Genomic DNA, 18,416 nt, shown 5'->3' on the forward strand with positions numbered 1-18,416 from the left:
TTTTGATATACTATATTACTGTAAATACAACTTCACTATCTTTAGATTGTGCAATTGTCCCTAATTCTAAATTGTATTTACAATTAGCATTATCAGATGTTGCTTTAATATTTCTAAGAACTATTTTATAGTCTCCATTTATTCCTTGTGTTTTAACAGTTATTTTATCTCCACTCTTTAATGCAGACACCTGTCCTACTTGTTCTCCAAGAGAATTATACAGCATAGTTTCTACTTTATTATTCTCAGTTAATTCAAATATGTTAAGTTCTATATTCTTTAAATAATCATAATCTGGCTTTCTGTCATTGAATCCTATAGGAATTATAGTGTTATCTTTAACCATTAAAGGTAGCGACATATAATCATAATTTTCCTTATACCATTTTCCACCTTCAAGTACTTTATTGTTTAATAAATTTGTCCATCTTCCTTCTGGTAAATAATAACTCACATCTCCAGTCTTGCTAAATATAGGTGCTACTAATAAACTTTCACCTAGCATGTACTGACGATCTAGGTTTGTACATGTTTCATCATCATAATATTCAAGCACCATAGGTCTCATCATAGGTACCCCTGTATTTTTTGCTTCAACAGCATACTTAAATAAATAAGGCATAAGCTTCATTTTTAATTTAGTAAATTTACGGGTTACTTCAACAGCTTCCTCATCATATACCCAAGGAACTTTATACTCAACATTTCCATGGTATCTACTATGAGATGATAACAGCCCAAACTGAGTCCATCTTTTGTAGATATCAGCTGTACATCCCTCTTCAAATCCACCTATGTCATGGCTCCAATATCCAAACCCACAAAGACTTAACGATAATCCGCCTCTTAATGATTCTGCCATAGAAGGATAATTAGATAAACAATCTCCTCCCCAATGTACTGGGAATTGTTGTCCTCCAACTGTTGCTGATCTAGCAAATACACAAGCTTGTTCATTTCCTAGCTTTTCTACTAAAAGCTCAAATACTACCTTATTATATAAATGAGTATAATAGTTATGCATTTTCTTAGGATCCGATCCATCATAGTACTTTATACCATATTTTAGTGCATCTATTCCGTAAAATTCATCTTGAACGGGTATTCTTTCTCCGAAGTCCGTTTTGAAACTATCAACTCCCATATCAATTAATCTTTCAAGATGTGATTTATACCATTTACAAGCCTCTGGATTAGTAAAATCAACTAAAGCCATACTTGCTTGCCATCTATCCCATTGCCATATTTTATTATTTCCTGTTTTGACAAAGTATCCTTTTTCAGCACCTTCTTTATATAAAGGTGACTTTTGACCTATATATGGATTTATCCAAACACAAACCTTTATCCCTTTATCATGAATTCGTTTTAACATTCCCTCTGGATCTGGGAATACTCTATTATCCCATTCAAAGTTACACCATTCAAATTCTTTCATCCAAAAACAATCAAAGTGGAAAGTTTCTAGTGGTATATCCCTCTCTAACATTCCATCTATAAAGCTCATTACTGTTTCTTCATCATAATTTGTGCAGAATGAAGTTGTTAGCCAAAGACCAAATGACCATGCTGGTGGAAGCGACGGCTTTCCAGTTAAATTTGTATAATTATTTATAACTTCTTTTATGTTATTTCCACCTATTATGTAATATTCAAGTGATTCACCTTCTACACTAAATTGAACTTTACTAACTGCCTCTGACCCAATTTCAAAAGATACATTTTCAGAATGATTAACAAAAACTCCATATCCTTTATTCGTTAAATAAAAAGGTATATTTTTATATGATTGTTCACTTGCAGTTCCTCCATCTTGATTCCAAGCCTCTACTACTTGACCATTTTTAACAAAAGGAGTAAAACGTTCTCCTAACCCATATACTAATTCTCCAACACCTAATGCTAATTGCTCTCTCATATAAACTTCTTGTTTATCTGTAGTAATATACGCTGTTCCTTTTCTACTTGTTTCAGTTAGTAATCTATCATTGCTATAAAATTTGATTCCCCAGTTTTCACCTTTTCCTATTTCTGCTTTTAAACTACCTGATATAAATTCATAGTTATCAATATTTTCATTTATTTTAACTTCTGGAGTTTTTTCATTTAATTTAAAATAAGACTTATCACTCCCGCCTGCATGATGAGTAATCTTCACTTTAATTATATTTTCCATAGGAGAAGATATCTCTGTTGTTAACATCCCTCCATCTAAAGTATTACCTCTTGTATTTACTTTTACAAAAGGACAATATGCTGTTAATTTAACTTCTTCTATATCCATATCATAAAGTTGTGCAGGATATAAAACCTTGTAATTTTCTTTGTTTAACCACATTCCATTGCTAAATTTCAATTTAATATGCCTCCCCATTAATATAGTTTTACTTGAATTAAATACAGTTTATAATATTTTTTAGTTATATGTTAGGTATTTTCTATACTACTTTATAGGTCTTTTTTATCTTTTTGTTTTGAATGTCATAAATACTATTTTATAAATTTATTATGTTATATTTAACTTCTAAAAAAATGGATTTTCAGTTTTGTAACGTACAGATTTAGGCTGATTATAATCTATTTCTTCTACAGGAACACCCAAGTATTTAAATACTTCATATAAAATTTTTCCAAAATGACCAAATGCAACCGCTCCATGATGTGGGTAATTCTTTTCAATTAATACATGTCTGTAAAAACGTCTCATTTCTGATATTGCAAATACCCCTATTGATCCAAATGATCTAGTTGATACTGGTAAAACCTCGCCTTGAGCTATATATGCACATAGTTTAGCATCTGATGTACTTTGTAAACGGAAGAAAGTTATATCTCCTGGAACTATATCGCCTTCTAATGTTCCTTGAGTCACTTCCTCTGGTAATGCACGTGCCATTATTTTTTGATATTTCATCTCACAAAATGCTAATTTGTCTACTGCAGTATTTCCACAGTGGAATCCCATAAATGTGTCTGTTTGTGTATATGAGTAATTTTCTTTAATTTCTTCTTCAAACATATCTTTAGGTACTGTATTATTTATATCAAGTAAAGTAACAGTATCATTGCTTACTATAGTTCCTATAAATTCACTTAAAGCTCCATATATATCAACTTCACAAGAAACAGGAACACCCTTAGCTGTTAGACGACTGTTTACATAGCACGGTACAAATCCAAATTGAGTTTGAAACGCTGGCCAACACTTGCCTGCTATTGCAGTAAACTTACGAGAACCCTTGTTTGCTTCTATCCAATCTAATAATGTTAGTTCATATTGAGCTAATTTAGCTAATATTTCTGGTTTTTTATTTCCTTTTCCAAGTTCTTCTTCCATTTCTTTTATTACGTTTGGTATACGTTCATCATTTTCATGTTTTTTAAATGCTTCAAATAAATCTAACTCTGAGTTTTCTTGTATTTCTACTCCTAAATTATAAAGTTGCTTTATTGGAGCATTACATGCTAAGAAATCTTGTGGACGAGGTCCAAATGATATTATTTTTAAGTTGTTCAATCCATAAATTGATTTTGCTATTGGCTCAAATTCATGTATCATATCTGCACATTCTCTTGCATTTCCAATTGGGTACTCTGGTATGTATGCTTTTATATTGCGTAGTTTTAAATTGTAGCTTGCATTAAGCATTCCACAATATGCATCTCCTCTATCATCTAAAAGTTTATCTCCACTTTCTTCAGCTGCTGCTATAAACATAACTGGTCCGTTAAATTCTTTAGCTAATAATGTTTCTGATGTTTCTGGTCCGAAGTTGCCTAAATATATAACTAAAGCATCACACTCAGCTTCTTTAACTTCACTTAAAGCTTTTCTCATATGTAGTTCATTTTCTACACAAGTTGGACATTCATATATTTCTCCGTATTTTTCAGTGTACTCTTTTACAACTTCTTTACGACGATTTTCTGAAAGTGACATTGGAAAACAGTCACGACTTACAGCTACAATTCCTATTTTTATTGACGGTATATTGTTCATTTTCAATCTTCCCCTTTATTTTGTATTTTTTATATCGTTATATTGACTCCTATAATTCCATTTACCGCATTTTTTATATTTGCATCTTCGTGAGCTATTAACCACTTATTTTTAGCCACTAATAAAGTGTTTTCTCCCTCTCTAGGTATCGAAAAGTTAATATCTGTATTTGTTCCTTTTGGCAAAACTACTACACATTTAAAACCGTTTCCATCTACTCCACATGGTGCGTAATGAAGAGTCGTTGAATACAACTCTATAGCTGTTCCTTCTGGAATTAAAAATGCTTCTATTTTTGAACTATCATAAGTTAATTCATCAGTTATGTCAGGCTTCCAACCTAATAATAGTATTAAGTCCGTAGCAGCTACATTAACCTCGCTATTTTTATGATACTCGACAGCATTTAGTTTATTGTTATATCCATTGCAATAACCTATTTGTATATCCATACCTCCATATACTTCATTAGCTAATACTTTCATTTCATATGTATTTTCTAGAGCTTTTATAGATGGTTCATATATAATATTTTGTGGACACTCCAACTTTTTCATAATCTCTAAAATATTGTTGTAACTATGGTTTTTTAGTACTCTACCGTATTTCCTAAATTTATCTTCATTTACATTTAAAACTCTCATATTGCACTCCCTTTTACATTAATTCTGTATATAAGTTTTTAATTGTTGGGTATATTTTTTCAAATTTTCTGTATGCAATTTCATATTTTTCTACAATTGTTGGATCTGGTTCTATTGTTTCTATAACTTTAACAATTTTATTAGATGCTTCTTCTACGCTGTCAAATTCTTTACATCCAACCGCGGCTAATATCGCTGCTCCTAATGCAGGACCTTCTTCGCTTTCAATTTTTTCTACTTTTATATTTAGTACATTAGCAATTATTTTCACCCAAATTGGGCTTTTTGCTCCTCCACCACAAACTTTAGTACTTTCTATTTTTATTCCAAGAGATTTAGCAACTTCAAAACTATCTCTTAATGCAAATGCAACCCCTTCAAGAACAGCTTGAGACATATCTTCTCTCTTTGTATCCATCCTCATTCCTATGAAACAACCTCGTGCGCTTGGATCATTATGCGGCGATCTCTCTCCCATTAAATACGGTAAGAAAAATACGTTATTATTTCCAAGTTTTTTTATATTAATTAGCTCTTTATTATAATCATTAGTTTTGAGTATTTCCTCTATCCACCACTTGTTACATGATGCTGCACTAAGCATGCATCCCATTAGGTGATAGTTTCCATCACTATGTGCAAATGAATGTAATGCATTATTTTCATCTACACTAAATTTTTCACTTGCAATAAATACTGTTCCTGAAGTACCAAGTGATATATTACATTTACCTTCACCTACAGTTGAAGTTCCTATTGCTGCCGCTGCATTATCTCCTGCCCCAGCAATTACTTTAACATGTTCTCCTAAATCAAGTTCTTTTGCTATTTCTTTTGTAATACTTCCTACAACTTCATAACTTTCAAAAACTTTTGCCAGTTGATTTTCATTTATTCCACAAATGTCTATCATTTCTTTGGACCAACATCTATTTTCCACATCGTATAAAAGCATACCTGATGCATCAGAAACATCAGTACAAAACATATTAGATAGCTTGTAAGTAAGGTAGTCTTTTGGTAGCATTATTTTTTTTATCTTCTTAAAATTTTCTGGTTCATTTTCTTTCATCCATAATATTTTTGGTGCAGTAAAACCTGTAAATGCAATATTTGCAGTATATTGTGATAGCCTATCTTTACCTATTACATTATTTAAGAAATTAGTTTCTTTAGTTGTTCTACTATCATTCCAAAGTATAGCCGGACGAATAACTTCATCTTTTTCATCTAATACTACAAGCCCATGCATCTGTCCACTAAAAGCAATACCTGCAATTTGATTTTTATCGAAATATTTTATTAGTTCTTTTATCCCTAATATAGTCTGCTCATACCAATCTTTTGGATTTTGTTCTACCCAACCATTTTGGGGAAAATGCAATGGATATTCTTTTGATATTATATTTTTTATTTTTCCTTCTTCATCCATTAATAAAAGTTTTACTGCTGAAGTTCCTAGATCTATACCAATGTATAACATTTCTACCCCCTGTTTTTATCATTTTAAGATATTGTGCACGAGCACATTTTTTATTTTATTATTTTTTCTATTTAATTTCAACTACTTTATAATATTTTTTTATTATTAATATTTATATTTAAATTTAACACGTGTTCGTGCACGTTGACTTTTCTTATAAAATATGATATTTTTTTTATATATTTTAATCAAGGGAGATAAGTATTTATGGCAACTATAAAAGAAATTGCTGAGATTGCTGGTGTATCTCGTGGAACTGTTGATCGTGTACTAAATAACCGAGGTTCAGTTAATGTTAATACTGCAAATAAAGTTAGAGAAATTGCTAATGCACTTGGATATAAGCCTAATAAAGCCGCACTTATTCTAAGTTCTCAAAAGAAAAATTTAAAAATTGGAGTTATTTTATTTGGTAATACAAATCCATTTTTTGATGATGTAATATCTGGTATAAAAAGAAAACAAGAGGAATTGGAAGGATATAATTGTACTATTACAATAAAGCGTATAACAATCGGAGTTCAAGAACAGATTAATGCTATTGATGAACTTGTAAAGGAAGGCATAAATGGTATTGCTCTTACTCCTTATAACGATGAAAAAATTTTTTCTAAAATTAATGACTTATTTAATATTGGGATTCCTGTTGTTACATTAAATACAGATATAAACAAATCTAAACGTATAGCATATGTAGGAAGTAATTACTATCTTTCTGGTAAAACAGCTGCTGGTTTGATGAACTTAATGACTAAAGATAATGTATATGTTGGTATTATTAGCGGTCTTGAAAATGTACTTTGCCATAGCCAACGTATTGCGGGTTTTAAAGATTGTATACATAATGATTACCCTCATATAAAAATAGTGGATACAATTTATAATGATGATGATGATATTATAAGTTATGAACTTACTTCAAAACTTCTAAAAAAACATCCTCATATAAATGCCTTATTCTTTGTTGCTGGAGGAGTTTATGGCGGATGTCGTGCTGCAATTACATTGAATAAAGATTCTGATATTACAAGTATTGCATTTGACGATGTTCCAACAACAAAAGATATGCTAAAAAAGGGAATAGTTAAATCTATAATCTGCCAACAACCAAGCATTCAAGGTGAAAAACCCATTGATATTTTATTTAATTATCTAACTACTGGAGATTTACCAAAAGAAGAATATAATTATGTTTCAGTTGATATACGCATTAAAGAAAATATGTAGTTTTATATAAAATAAAGAAGCTCCATAGCATTAAATCTATGGAGCTTCTTTATTCATATGTATTACCCACATATTACTTTTTTACATTTACTCATTTTATACCAGTTACACTTACCACATATATCATCCATCATGTTCGGTGTAATATTACTTTTTATATAATTTACTATATCATTATAGTTGTACTCTTTTTCTTCTAAATTAAAATACTTTATAACTTTTTCATCTATATTTTTAACTTTTTCATTAGTTTCGCATAAGTTTACTCCTATCATACTAGGACAAGCCTTACAAATATCATCCGTTGAAAATACTAGCTCAATTACACAATCTTTATTAGTTCTTAACTCATAAGTTACCTTATCCATGTTCTGTATAAACTCTTCATTGTAGCCTTTTCCACTATAACCTTGTGTACACATTAAGTGGTGTGGTCTTAGTTTCATTAATTTAGTACTCCTTCTACAGATTTATTTTCTTTAAGTTTTACACCTATTGCTGTTGCTAGTACTGCTTTTACTAATCCTGTTATTATAAAAGGTGCTACACAAGCCATAAATGATTCCATCATTGACATTTTTGTTATAAATGCAAACTGTAAAGTACCTGCAGCATAGTTTACTATACTTCCTAATACCATTGCAAGTAATATTAATCCTTTATTATTAGTTCTTTCACATATAAGTCCTATTACATAAGCCATTATAGGGAATGATAGTATAAATCCACCTGTTGGTCCAAATATTACTTGTATTCCTCCTGAAAAACTAGCAAATACAGGTATACCTATAGCTCCAAGTAACATATATATACACTGAGTTATAAATCCTTTTTTAGATCCTAATATTATTCCAGTTAACGAAACTGCTAAAGTTTGCATTGTAAGTGGTACTCCCCCTGGAAAAGGTATTGAAATTTGAGCTAGTACGGCTGTTATCGCTGCAAATAATGAACAAATAATTAAATCTCTTGTTTTCATCTCTTATCCTCCATTTTGGTTAACCTTGTTTTTTTGTAGGTTTACCTATATGTTAATCTAGTTTACGTATGTATGTCAAGCAGATTTGATAATTTATTGTTCAATTATAAAAAGTCGCTTTGCTTGAACCTCTGCGTATGCAAACTACTTTATATCGCCAACGACTTCGCCCTTTGCTCAAAATGTATTTTTTTACTTTAACTAAGACATTGGCATTACTGTAATGCATAAGTTATCCACAAATATTCATTAAGTATAGTTACTTAAACGTAAAAAAGGCTACCTTTCGGTAACCTTACTTTAAAAACTTATATTGTCATTATATTTGCAATTGATATAATTACTATTAAATGTATTGGGTAGAACCCATAAAACATACACTTTACAAACTTATTAGATATTCCTAACTTTCCGTTATACATAAGTATTGGTATTATAGCAAATACCATCATCCATTGGTAATCCCATAAAAATACAGCATCTATAAATTCTGGTCCTATCATCGTTGCTAACCCATATATACTAAATATAATATATGCTATTGTCATAGCTACTTTCTTTTCTCTTAAGAAGTAAAATATTAATACCATTCCTACACCATATATAGATGCTTCTGTAAATAGTCCTATTATCCCAAATACTATAGCCAACCCAATTTTTATATTTCTGCTTTGAGAACCTTTTGGATTTAGTTTAGCTTGTTCAATCATACTAAGCATAGCTACTGCAAATCCAAGTGATAAGAATATATTATTGTGTATATTAAAAATCAAATCTACAGCAATCATTAATATTGCCATAGAAAATAATCTTTGCATATACTTATTTTTACTTCTTGTATGATAGAACCCTTCTACTATTAAATAGAAAAATATAGGTGCTGCTAATTTTCCTAAATATCCAAACCATATTGGTACTTGATTATCAAATGCTACATTCATGTATGTGTATATATGATCCATTGACATAAATATAATAGCCATAATTTTTAATGTAAAATTACTAAATAATTTCATCTATTTCTTCCTGTAATGATTTCTGATACTATCTTATTACTTTTTTCAATTTAGTACCATTGATTTACATTACACTAGGCTTACAGATTCGTAACAAATTTTTACATTTATTCCAGGCTATTTTTATTTTCAAATTCGTTAACTTTCTCCTTTGCTTCTTCTAGTTCATAACTAGCTGCTTCTTTATATAAAATTAGTGCCTTTTCATAATTCACTTCTACTCCATATCCTTTTTCATACATTTGAGCAATATTATAAATAGCAACTGATTTATCTTCCAAGTTCGTACTTTCATTTAAAGCTTCTTTATAAAGTTCCATAGCTTTTTTATAATCTACTTCTACACCTCTTCCATTCGTATACATTTCCCCTAAATTACTTTTAGCTATTGCTTCACCTTGCTGTGCTGCTCTTAAATACCATTTTACTGATTCCTGGTAATCTATCTCTACTCCTATCCCCTTTTCATACATATATCCTAAATTATTTTGAGCATCTGCATATCCTAAGTTTGCAGCCTTTAAATACCAATCTTTTGCTTCTTTATAGTCTACTTCTACTCCTAGTCCTTGGTCATATATATATCCTATTTGGCACATAGCTGCAATACTTCCTAGTTCAGCTCCTTTAGTTTGATATTTCATTGCTTTTTTATAATCTATATCTACTCCCTTTCCAAGTCTATACATAAGTCCTAAGTTATAACAAGCATCTGCATTGTCTAGTTTTACTGCTTCTGTATACCATTTTATTGATTTTTCATAGTCTATAGCTACTCCTAGTCCTTCTTCATATATATAGCCTAGATAAAAACAAGCATATTCTATTTTACTTTTTCCAAACCATCTAATTGCTTTTTTATAATTTTTTTCTACTCCAATTCCTTTGTAATAGATATAACCTAATCTGTATTGAGCCATTTCATCATCCTGATTTGCCGACTTTTCATACCATTGTCTAGCTTTTTTTAAGTCTATCATCTCGAAGTACTTTCCGTCTGCTATTATATCTGTTTCAAAAAACATTTCTATTCCGGCTACACCTAGTTCATAAAATAACCCAAGTATATACTGAGCATGTTCATTACCTTGAAAAGCTGACATTTTACATAAGTATATAAATTTTGAAAAATCTTGTTCCCTATCTTCTTCTAAAATACATTCTACTGCTTCTTTTAATTTTTTATATGAATCTACTCTATTAAATTCATATATCTCATCTTCTGAATAGCTCATATCTACATTTCCCCTTTTGATATTCTCTTATTTTTATTATAATTTTTTAGTTTTTATTAGTCTATATTTTGACATTTATTCGCATTTTTCAATCAATTCCACTTTAAATTTATTTAAAATATCTTTTAAGGTGTTTGTTTCTTATGTTATTATTTAAATAATATATTTATTTAAGGGAGGCTTTTATGAATTGGGAATTGAAAAAGTTTAATGATTTAAGTATAGATGAATTGTATGAAATTTTTAAAATAAGGTCTGAGGTTTTTGTAGTAGAACAAAGTTGTCCATATCAAGATCTTGATTCTAAGGATAAGAAATCTTGGCACTTATTTGCTAGAGATAATGATAAAATTATTGCTTATTTGAGAATACTACCAAAGGGTATATCTTATAGTGAAGCTTCTTTAGGTAGAGTGTTAGTAAAAAAGAATTTTAGAGGTCGTGGCATTTCTAAAGAAATGATGAACAAAGCTATTAATTTTGTTGTAAATGAAATGAATGAAGATAAAATTAGAATTTATGCACAAGCTTACTTAGTTGATTTTTATAAGAGTTTAGGTTTTGAAGAAAAGTCTGATATTTATTTAGAAGATGATATTCCTCATTTAAATATGCTTTATTGTAAGTAAAATGTTTTATAATATATATAAGTTAATTAGTTAGGGGGGATTCTAATGGATGGTAAGTTTTTATACGTAATGGCCCATTTTGATGTTTCAACAGAAAATAAATTTAAAGAACTTCAATCTTTGTTAATATCAAATGGATTTATTGGAAAACAAGTTAGTGATTTTCCTCATCATATTACTTTAGGATCTTTTGAAATTGATAAAGAGGATGATTTAGTTAATAAGCTAAAACATATATGTAAAGTTACAAAAAAGATTCCAGTATCTTTTAATAATATTGGTTTGTTTGGTATGAAAGTTCTTTTTATATCTCCTTCTGTATCTTATGAGCTTCTTGATTTGCATAAAGAGTTTGATAGTGATTCTGCAAATTCTTTTAATTGGGTACCTCATGTTACTATGTTAATCGATGATCAAGATAATATTCAAAAAGCACTACCAATTGTATCTGAAAATTTTTCTACTTTTAATGGTTATATAGAAAGTATTAGTATATATGAATTTTATCCTTCTCGATTTGTTCTTGAAGAAAAGCTATTATAATATATTATTGCATATATACTAATTAATGCATTTTATAATAAATAAAAATAAAAGGGTTTGATTTTATTTAATCACTCCCTTTTATTTTATTTGCTACGTTTAGTCAAGTATTATACTATTTATACTTCTTTTATCATAGCTGGTGATAATATATCATTAAGTGCTTCTGTCATAGTTGGATGAGCATATATTCTATCTCTTAAATAAGTATATTTTAATCCCATATCTATAGCTAGTTGTATTAAATGTATTATTTCACTAGATTCCTCACATATCATACTTGCTCCTAAAATTTTCTCACTTTCTTTATCTATAATTATTTTTATAAATCCGTCAGTTTTACCTATTTGTTTAGCTCTTGGAATAGCTTCTGTTAGCATTTTAGCTACTAAAATATTATATCCTTTTTCTTTAGCTTGGTTTATATTTAATCCTACTCTAGAAAATGCAGGGTCAAGGAATAAAGCATTTGGAATATTTTTTCTATCTGTTGTCTTTCTTGTCTTATCTTTAAATAATTGATTTGTTATTATTCTATAATCATCTAATGATATATATGTAAATTGTGGACCTCCATTTACATCTCCTATTGCCCATATATTTTTAGTTGTAGTTTCTAGTATTTCATTTACTTTTATAAATCCTCTACTATCTAATTCTACATTTGCATTATCTAATTTCAACGTTTCTATGTTTGCTTTTCTTCCTGTAGCAACTAAAATTATATCACCATCTAATTCTAATTGATTACTTTCTCCATTTTTAGTGTATATTAATTTCGCTAGTTGGTTCTCTTCTTTTATTTCAGTAACTGATATGTCATTTAAAAATCTTACATTTCTTTTTTGAAGTATATTTACTATTTCTTCTACATCATCCTTATCTTCTTTTGGAAGTATATTTTTATGAGTATTAATAATAGTTACCTCACTTCCAAATGAACTATATATTCCTGCAAATTCTAGTCCTATATATCCCGCTCCAATTATAGTTAATTTTTTAGGTAGTTTTTTTAGCTTCATTAAGGTTTCATTTGTATAAACTATATTAAAGTTGTTTATTCCTTTTATATTTGGTATGTTAGGTTTAGACCCTGTGTTTATAAATATTTTTTTACCATGTAATTTAACTATTTTATCATCTATAGTTTTTACTGCTATAGTATCTTCATTTATAAAAGACCCTTCTCCCGTAAATATAGTTATGTTGTTATTATTATTTAATTTATTATAGTTTGCATTTCTTAGTTTAGTTATTAATTCTTCTTTTTTCTCTATTGATTGTTTATATTTATTTTCTTTTTCACTGAATTCATTTAAGTTTGCTTCTCTTATAACCTTTGATTGACTTTCTAATGATTTACTTGGAATACAAGCTTGATTTATACATGTTCCTCCATACATTTCTGAAGATTTTTCAATTAAAGCTACTTTTTCTCCTTTATTAGCTAAATCTATTGCTAATGTTTTTCCACCCTTTCCAAATCCTATTACTATAGTATCAAATTTGTTTATCATTTTTTAACACCTTCCTATTCGCTTTTGTTATATCTATAGTATATAGTCGTTAGAAAGTAATTTAAATTAGTCACTTTTAAGTAACCTTTAATATTTTTTAATAACTTATATTTAATTATCACAATAAAGATTTTTGTTACTCCAACATATCATTGTCTCCATAATAGGAAGTAAGTTTAATCCATCATTACTTAAATAGTATGTTGATTCCACTGTGTTGTTATTTATCTTTTTATCATTTTTAACTATATTGTTTTCAATTAATAAATCTAGTTGTTGTATAAGCATCTTTTTTGTACAACCTTCTACAGCCCTTTGTAATTCTCCAAATCTCAACTTTTTATCTTGTAATTCCCATATTATTATAGCAACCCATTTTTTCCCTAATATATTTGATAAAGCTTCTACAGGACAATCATATATAATTTCATCTATATTATACATATTATTCTCTCCTACTTATATTATTTTTCAAGTTGTTTAATTATAATACCATATATTAAATGTAAGTAAATTAATTTCCCGAATTATATATAAAATTGATTGTAATAATTTAAATCAATTTATTTAATTTTGTAGTATGCTTTTTATTTAATTATTTTATTTATGTTTTTTATCTTTTTCTATATAACTTTCCCTATGTAAATAAAAAGGAAACAACCTCTTTTACAAGAACTAATTAAACTGTAAATTTAAATTTTAATGTTTTTAGGGGGGAAAGTATTTTATGTTATTAAGGAAAAAAGCTTCAATATTACTAGGTTCACTACTTATATCAAGTATATCTCTTGTTGGTTGTACTTCTACAAATGAAGATACTAAAACTTCACAAGATATAGATCCTTTCAAAGTTCTAGAAAATGAAAATGCTAGAAAGGCAATCTCTTTAGCAATCGACAAAGAGCAACTAACTAGTGTTATTCTTAATAATGGTTCAAAACCTGTTAATAGATTTGTTCCAGATGGATTAGCTTTTAATGAAAAAGGTGATGATTATAGAAATGTAGCCGGTGAAATTGGTTATGAACCTAATGATGATGAAGCTAAAAAAGCTTGGACTCAAGCTAAAGAAGAGCTTAATTTTGATACTGTAGAGTTTGAATTTTTAACTGACGATACTGAGCAAAGCAAAAAAATAGCTGAGTTCATACAATCTGAATTACAAGAATCCTTAGAGGGTGCTACTATAAAACTTCAACAATTACCTACTAAATTAAAAACTGAAAAAGGTTCAAACGGAGATTTCCACTTATCAATAGCTGGATGGGGTGCTGACTATCCAGATCCACTTACCTTCTTAGAAATATACTGTCCTGATGTAGGTAGATATGCTATAAATGTAGGTTATAAAGATCAAGAATACAAAGATTTAATAACAAAAGCAAAACAATCAACTACTATTGATGAAAGTTGGGAAAGTTATATGAAGGCTGAAAAAATACTACTAGATAGCGCTTTTATAACTCCTTTGTATCAAAAATCTAATGCATTTTTAGAAAAAGAATACTTAAAAGATGTAGCTAACTATTCATTTGGTCCACAAACCTCTTATAAGTGGGCTAAATTGGATAATGGTAAAAATGAAGTAAATACTACTTCTGTATCAGATATTTCTTCTATGGATACTGCAAAAGCTTCTGATTCAACATCATTTGAAGCTATAAACAATGTTATGGAAGGCTTAGTAAGAGTTGATATTAATAATGAATTGACTCCTGGCATGGCCGAAAGTTGGGAAAAATCTGAAGATGCAAAAACTTGGACCTTTAAAATAAGAAAAGATGCTAAGTGGTCTAATGGAGATTCCGTAACTGCTAAAGACTTTGAATTTGCTTTCATAAGAAATTTAACTCCAGAAACTGCTTGTGAATATGCCTATGTAATGTATGATATTGAGGGTGCTGAAGATTTCAACCTAGGTAAAGTTACAGATGCAAGTACAGTTGGTGTAAAAGCAATAGATGATTCAACTTTAGAAATAAAGCTAAATAGGCCAGTAAACTACTTTGACCAACTTATGGCATTTCCTGTGTTCTTCCCTGTAAATCAAAAAGCTGTCGAGGAATTTGGTGCTGATTATGGAACTGCTCAAGATAAATTAGTTAGTAATGGCCCATTTGTAATGGAAAGTTGGAAAATGGAAGATCAATATACTTTAAAAAAGAACCCAAATTATTGGGATAGTGCTACTGTTAATTTAGATAAGGTTAATTTTAAAGTTGTAAAAGATGTTAATGCTGCAGTAAACTTATATGAAGCTGGTGAAATAGATAAAGTTTCTATATCTTCTGAACATGTTGATAAATACAAAGATAGCAAAGAATTCAAAACTTTAAAGTCTGCTAGTTGTAATTTCCTTATGGTTAATGGAGGAAATCCACCTAAAAAATAATAAAAAGGAGATTAAGCTATATAGCTTAATCTCCTATATTAAATTTATCTAATTTTAGTCGTTTGCATCTAGCCATTTAGTTAAAACATCTATGTATAATTCATTTTCCTCAACAAATGGCATATGTCTTGAATATTCAAATAGTTCCCATTTGCTATTAGGTATTCTATCATACATTGTTTTTGCTATATATGGAGAGCATAAATCTATCGCTCCACTTGTTATTAAACAAGGCTCTTTTATTTCATGTAATCTATCTGTAAATTCATACCCTGCAAGAGTTCCTGTAGGAGAAAATTCATTTTGTCCCCATCCTACAACGTAAGCTTCTGCCCCTGACTTTTTAGGTCTTCTTAAACATTCTGGAGAATCTTGTGTTACCTTACCAGCACAGTACATTTCCATAAATTTGTCTAATGCATCATTATATTCTTTACTAGAGTAATCTCCAGTTTTTACTGCATCAAGTAAAGCCTTTTGATCAGCTTCATCCATGTATGATATTCTTCTTTTTTGCTCTTTTTCCCAAAGTTTTGCAGATGAAAGAGTTGATGAAAGTATGTATGATTTTATTCCCTCTGGTTTATACTCAAGAGCATACCATATAGCTTGCATTCCTCCCCAAGATTGACCTAATAAATGAATTTCTTCAAGTCCTAAGTGTTTTCTTAGTTCCATAAGTTCTTCTATCCAAGTTTGTGCATTAAATAGTTCTGGATGACCTTCTACAAATGAGTTACCACATCCTATTTGATCATACATTATTACTTGTCTACCAGTTTCAGCTACTTTGTCTAATACTTCAAAGTAGTTATGTGTAGAACCTGGTCCTCCGTGAAGTAATACTAATGGTTTCTTTCCTTGAGTTGCTTCCCCTACTATACGATAATAAGTTTTAAAACCTTTAAAAGGCATATATCCTTCAGTAATTTTCATAATTTTTCCCCTCCAATTTGTCATCAGAAATATTTATTATTCCTTATTAAGACTTTGTATTTAATCTGTTATACATAGTATAACACAAAAAGGGGAAATCTCCACAGAAAACGTTTAATCCTTCAATTTCTATATATATTTTATAGAATATTTTATCTGTAACTTTTTATGTTCTAATCATAAATATAAAGTTTAATCTATCTATACGAATACTTTAGATTAATTTTAAATTTTATAATATTTTTGCAAAAACATATATTGACCTTGAAGTTACTTCACCCTTTATAATCAAAAACACAAATTGATTCTGGAGGTAATAAATATGCAAGAAAATATATTAAAACAAGGTAGGATATCAAAATTATTTATAAAATTCTCAGTCCCAGCTATTATAGCTATGGTTATTGCAGGCATGCAAACCGTTATAGATGGTTTATTTTTAGGAAATCTAATTGGACCAAATGCTATGGCTAGCGTTAGTTTAGGTGGTCCTTATATACAATTTGTTATAGGATTTTCAATGTTAATAAGTGTAGGTTCTTTAAGCTTTATGGGTAGGAGTTTAGGTGAAGGCAATAAAAAATTAACTCAAGATATTTTTAAAACTTCGCTTATACTTTTAGGTATTGGTGCTATATTTTTCTCATTAATAGGAGTTTTATTTAGTAAAAATATAGGCTTAGTTTTAGGTGCTAACGATATATTGATTAATGATGTTTCAAATTATATTAAAGTAATATCTATGTGTATAGTTCCAATGTGTTTAGCTTTTTTAATTGGATTTGCTGATAGACTTGTAGAAAAGCCTGATTTGTACTTTAAAGGTATGATTGCAAGTTTAGTTGTAAATATCACTCTAAACTATATATTAATAAAAAAGCTACAACTAGGTATAACTGGTGCTGCTCTTGCTACAGGGCTTTCATATTCATCAGTATTTCTTGTGGTTGTATCACCAATGTTAAAAAGAGAAAATATTATAAATTTATTTGTTGGAAAATTTAATAAAAGTACTATAGTTCCAGTTGTATATAACGGTTCATCTGAGGCTATGTCTGCATTAGCTACTGTTGTATCAGCGTATTTATTTAATAATGCATTTATTGAAATTGCTGGTGAATCAGGCGTCGCAGCTTTTACAAGCATTAACTATATAGCTCAATTTGGAATGTTAACAGTATTTGGAATTGCTGATGGTATAACATCTATTATAAGTTATAACTACGGTGCAAAAGAATTTGATAGAGTTAAGTCTATAGTAAAATTATCATCAGTTGTATCTTTTATAGTATGTATTGCTACATTTATAGTGTTGTTCTTCTTTAGTGATAGTTTAATTAAGCTTTTTGTTGGCTCAGATAAATTCATACTTGATTTAGCTATAAATGGAGCTAAAATATATGCTTTAGCCTTTATTTCCAATGGATTTAGCATAATATATTCATCTTATTTTACAGCTATTGGATATGCTAAAGAATCTATAATAATAGCCTTAAGTAGAGGTTTAGTATTTATAGTTATAGGAATTACAGTGCTTCCTAAATTAATAGGTATAAATGGAATATGGTTTACAGTTCCTTTTGCCGAGCTAATCACCTTCGTGATATCTTTGTATCTGATGAATAAATATAAATTACCATCTACTAATGTTTCGTCACTAGAATGCACTAATACTAAATACTAAACTTTGTAAAATAATGGAATAAATTTATAATTTTGCTATAATAATAGTTAAATTTATAAATAGGGAGAATTTTTTTAATAAGAATGTTAATCTTAAGCGTAAAAAAGCCATTAAAATATATTTTAATGGCT

16 protein-coding genes are annotated in these 18,416 nt (G+C 29.0%); 5 read left to right on the plus strand and 11 right to left on the minus strand.

Going from position 1 to position 18,416, the window contains the following annotated elements:
- Positions 1–10 precede the first annotated feature (10 nt).
- From yicI to xylB, 4 genes are all read right to left on the minus strand, one after another.
- Positions 11–2,356 (minus strand): alpha-xylosidase, encoded by a 2,346-nt coding sequence (gene yicI, locus ACEXNK_RS02035; protein WP_373600434.1) that lies wholly within the window; start codon positions 2,354–2,356, stop codon positions 11–13.
- A gap of 168 nt (positions 2,357–2,524) precedes the next feature.
- Positions 2,525–4,000 (minus strand): L-fucose/L-arabinose isomerase family protein, encoded by a 1,476-nt coding sequence (locus ACEXNK_RS02040; RefSeq protein ID WP_373600435.1) that lies wholly within the window; start codon positions 3,998–4,000, stop codon positions 2,525–2,527.
- A gap of 29 nt (positions 4,001–4,029) precedes the next feature.
- A complete protein-coding gene (locus ACEXNK_RS02045) occupies positions 4,030–4,644 on the minus strand; it encodes a DUF4867 family protein (RefSeq protein WP_373600436.1) in 615 nt (204 codons plus the stop codon).
- 13 nt (positions 4,645–4,657) lie between these two features.
- Positions 4,658–6,127, minus strand: a complete 1,470-nt coding sequence (gene xylB / locus ACEXNK_RS02050; protein WP_373600437.1) for a xylulokinase — start codon at positions 6,125–6,127, stop codon at positions 4,658–4,660.
- 207 nt (positions 6,128–6,334) lie between these two features.
- Here xylB and ACEXNK_RS02055 point away from each other — a divergent pair, with 207 nt between their 5' ends.
- Positions 6,335–7,354: a LacI family DNA-binding transcriptional regulator gene (locus ACEXNK_RS02055; protein ID WP_373600438.1), complete on the plus strand. Its 1,020-nt coding sequence runs from the start codon at positions 6,335–6,337 to the stop codon at positions 7,352–7,354.
- Positions 7,355–7,416: 62 nt separating this feature from the next.
- Here ACEXNK_RS02055 and ACEXNK_RS02060 read toward each other — a convergent pair whose 3' ends face one another.
- The 4 genes from ACEXNK_RS02060 to ACEXNK_RS02075 all read right to left on the minus strand — a co-directional run bounded on the left by ACEXNK_RS02060 (position 7,417) and on the right by ACEXNK_RS02075 (position 10,584).
- The gene (locus tag ACEXNK_RS02060; protein WP_373600439.1) at positions 7,417–7,800 is read right to left on the minus strand and encodes a DUF1284 domain-containing protein; all 384 of its coding nucleotides are present in this window, start codon (positions 7,798–7,800) and stop codon (positions 7,417–7,419) included.
- On the minus strand, positions 7,800–8,333 hold the full coding sequence (locus ACEXNK_RS02065; protein WP_373600440.1) for a biotin transporter BioY: 534 nt from the start codon (positions 8,331–8,333) through the stop codon (positions 7,800–7,802). Before ACEXNK_RS02065 ends, ACEXNK_RS02060 begins: the two co-directional genes overlap by 1 nt.
- A 308-nt stretch (positions 8,334–8,641) precedes the next feature.
- Positions 8,642–9,349 (minus strand): TraX family protein, encoded by a 708-nt coding sequence (locus tag ACEXNK_RS02070; RefSeq protein WP_373600441.1) that lies wholly within the window; start codon positions 9,347–9,349, stop codon positions 8,642–8,644.
- 107 nt (positions 9,350–9,456) lie between these two features.
- A complete protein-coding gene (locus ACEXNK_RS02075; protein WP_373600442.1) occupies positions 9,457–10,584 on the minus strand; it encodes an SEL1-like repeat protein in 1,128 nt (375 codons plus the stop codon).
- Positions 10,585–10,769: 185 nt separating this feature from the next.
- On the opposite strand from ACEXNK_RS02075, the gene ACEXNK_RS02080 reads away from it, so the two are divergent.
- Both ACEXNK_RS02080 and ACEXNK_RS02085 read left to right on the plus strand, forming a co-directional pair.
- Positions 10,770–11,213: a GNAT family N-acetyltransferase gene (locus ACEXNK_RS02080; protein ID WP_373600443.1), complete on the plus strand. Its 444-nt coding sequence runs from the start codon at positions 10,770–10,772 to the stop codon at positions 11,211–11,213.
- A gap of 45 nt (positions 11,214–11,258) precedes the next feature.
- Positions 11,259–11,756, plus strand: a complete 498-nt coding sequence (locus tag ACEXNK_RS02085; RefSeq protein WP_373600444.1) for a 2'-5' RNA ligase family protein — start codon at positions 11,259–11,261, stop codon at positions 11,754–11,756.
- Positions 11,757–11,875: 119 nt separating this feature from the next.
- On the opposite strand, the gene ACEXNK_RS02090 is transcribed toward ACEXNK_RS02085, so the two are convergent.
- Together ACEXNK_RS02090 and ACEXNK_RS02095 are read right to left on the minus strand one after the other, a co-directional pair.
- A complete protein-coding gene (locus tag ACEXNK_RS02090) occupies positions 11,876–13,273 on the minus strand; it encodes an FAD-dependent oxidoreductase (RefSeq protein ID WP_373600445.1) in 1,398 nt (465 codons plus the stop codon).
- Positions 13,274–13,384: 111 nt separating this feature from the next.
- Positions 13,385–13,717, minus strand: coding sequence for a winged helix-turn-helix transcriptional regulator (locus ACEXNK_RS02095; protein ID WP_373600446.1), 333 nt, complete (start codon positions 13,715–13,717; stop codon positions 13,385–13,387).
- A 283-nt stretch (positions 13,718–14,000) separates the two neighbouring features.
- Here ACEXNK_RS02095 and ACEXNK_RS02100 point away from each other — a divergent pair, with 283 nt between their 5' ends.
- A complete protein-coding gene (locus tag ACEXNK_RS02100) occupies positions 14,001–15,665 on the plus strand; it encodes an ABC transporter substrate-binding protein (RefSeq protein WP_373600447.1) in 1,665 nt (554 codons plus the stop codon).
- Between the two features lie 54 nt (positions 15,666–15,719).
- Here the strand turns inward: ACEXNK_RS02100 and pepI are convergent, their stop codons facing one another.
- Positions 15,720–16,601: a proline iminopeptidase gene (gene pepI / locus ACEXNK_RS02105; RefSeq protein ID WP_373600448.1), complete on the minus strand. Its 882-nt coding sequence runs from the start codon at positions 16,599–16,601 to the stop codon at positions 15,720–15,722.
- Between the two features lie 322 nt (positions 16,602–16,923).
- Between pepI and ACEXNK_RS02110 the strand changes: the two genes are divergently transcribed.
- Complete coding sequence (locus ACEXNK_RS02110) at positions 16,924–18,285, plus strand: MATE family efflux transporter (protein WP_373600449.1); 1,362 nt, start codon at positions 16,924–16,926, stop codon at positions 18,283–18,285.
- Positions 18,286–18,416: the final 131 nt, after the last annotated feature.

This window comes from Paraclostridium bifermentans, assembly GCF_964259345.1.
GTDB lineage: Bacteria > Bacillota > Clostridia > Peptostreptococcales > Peptostreptococcaceae > Paraclostridium > Paraclostridium bifermentans_B.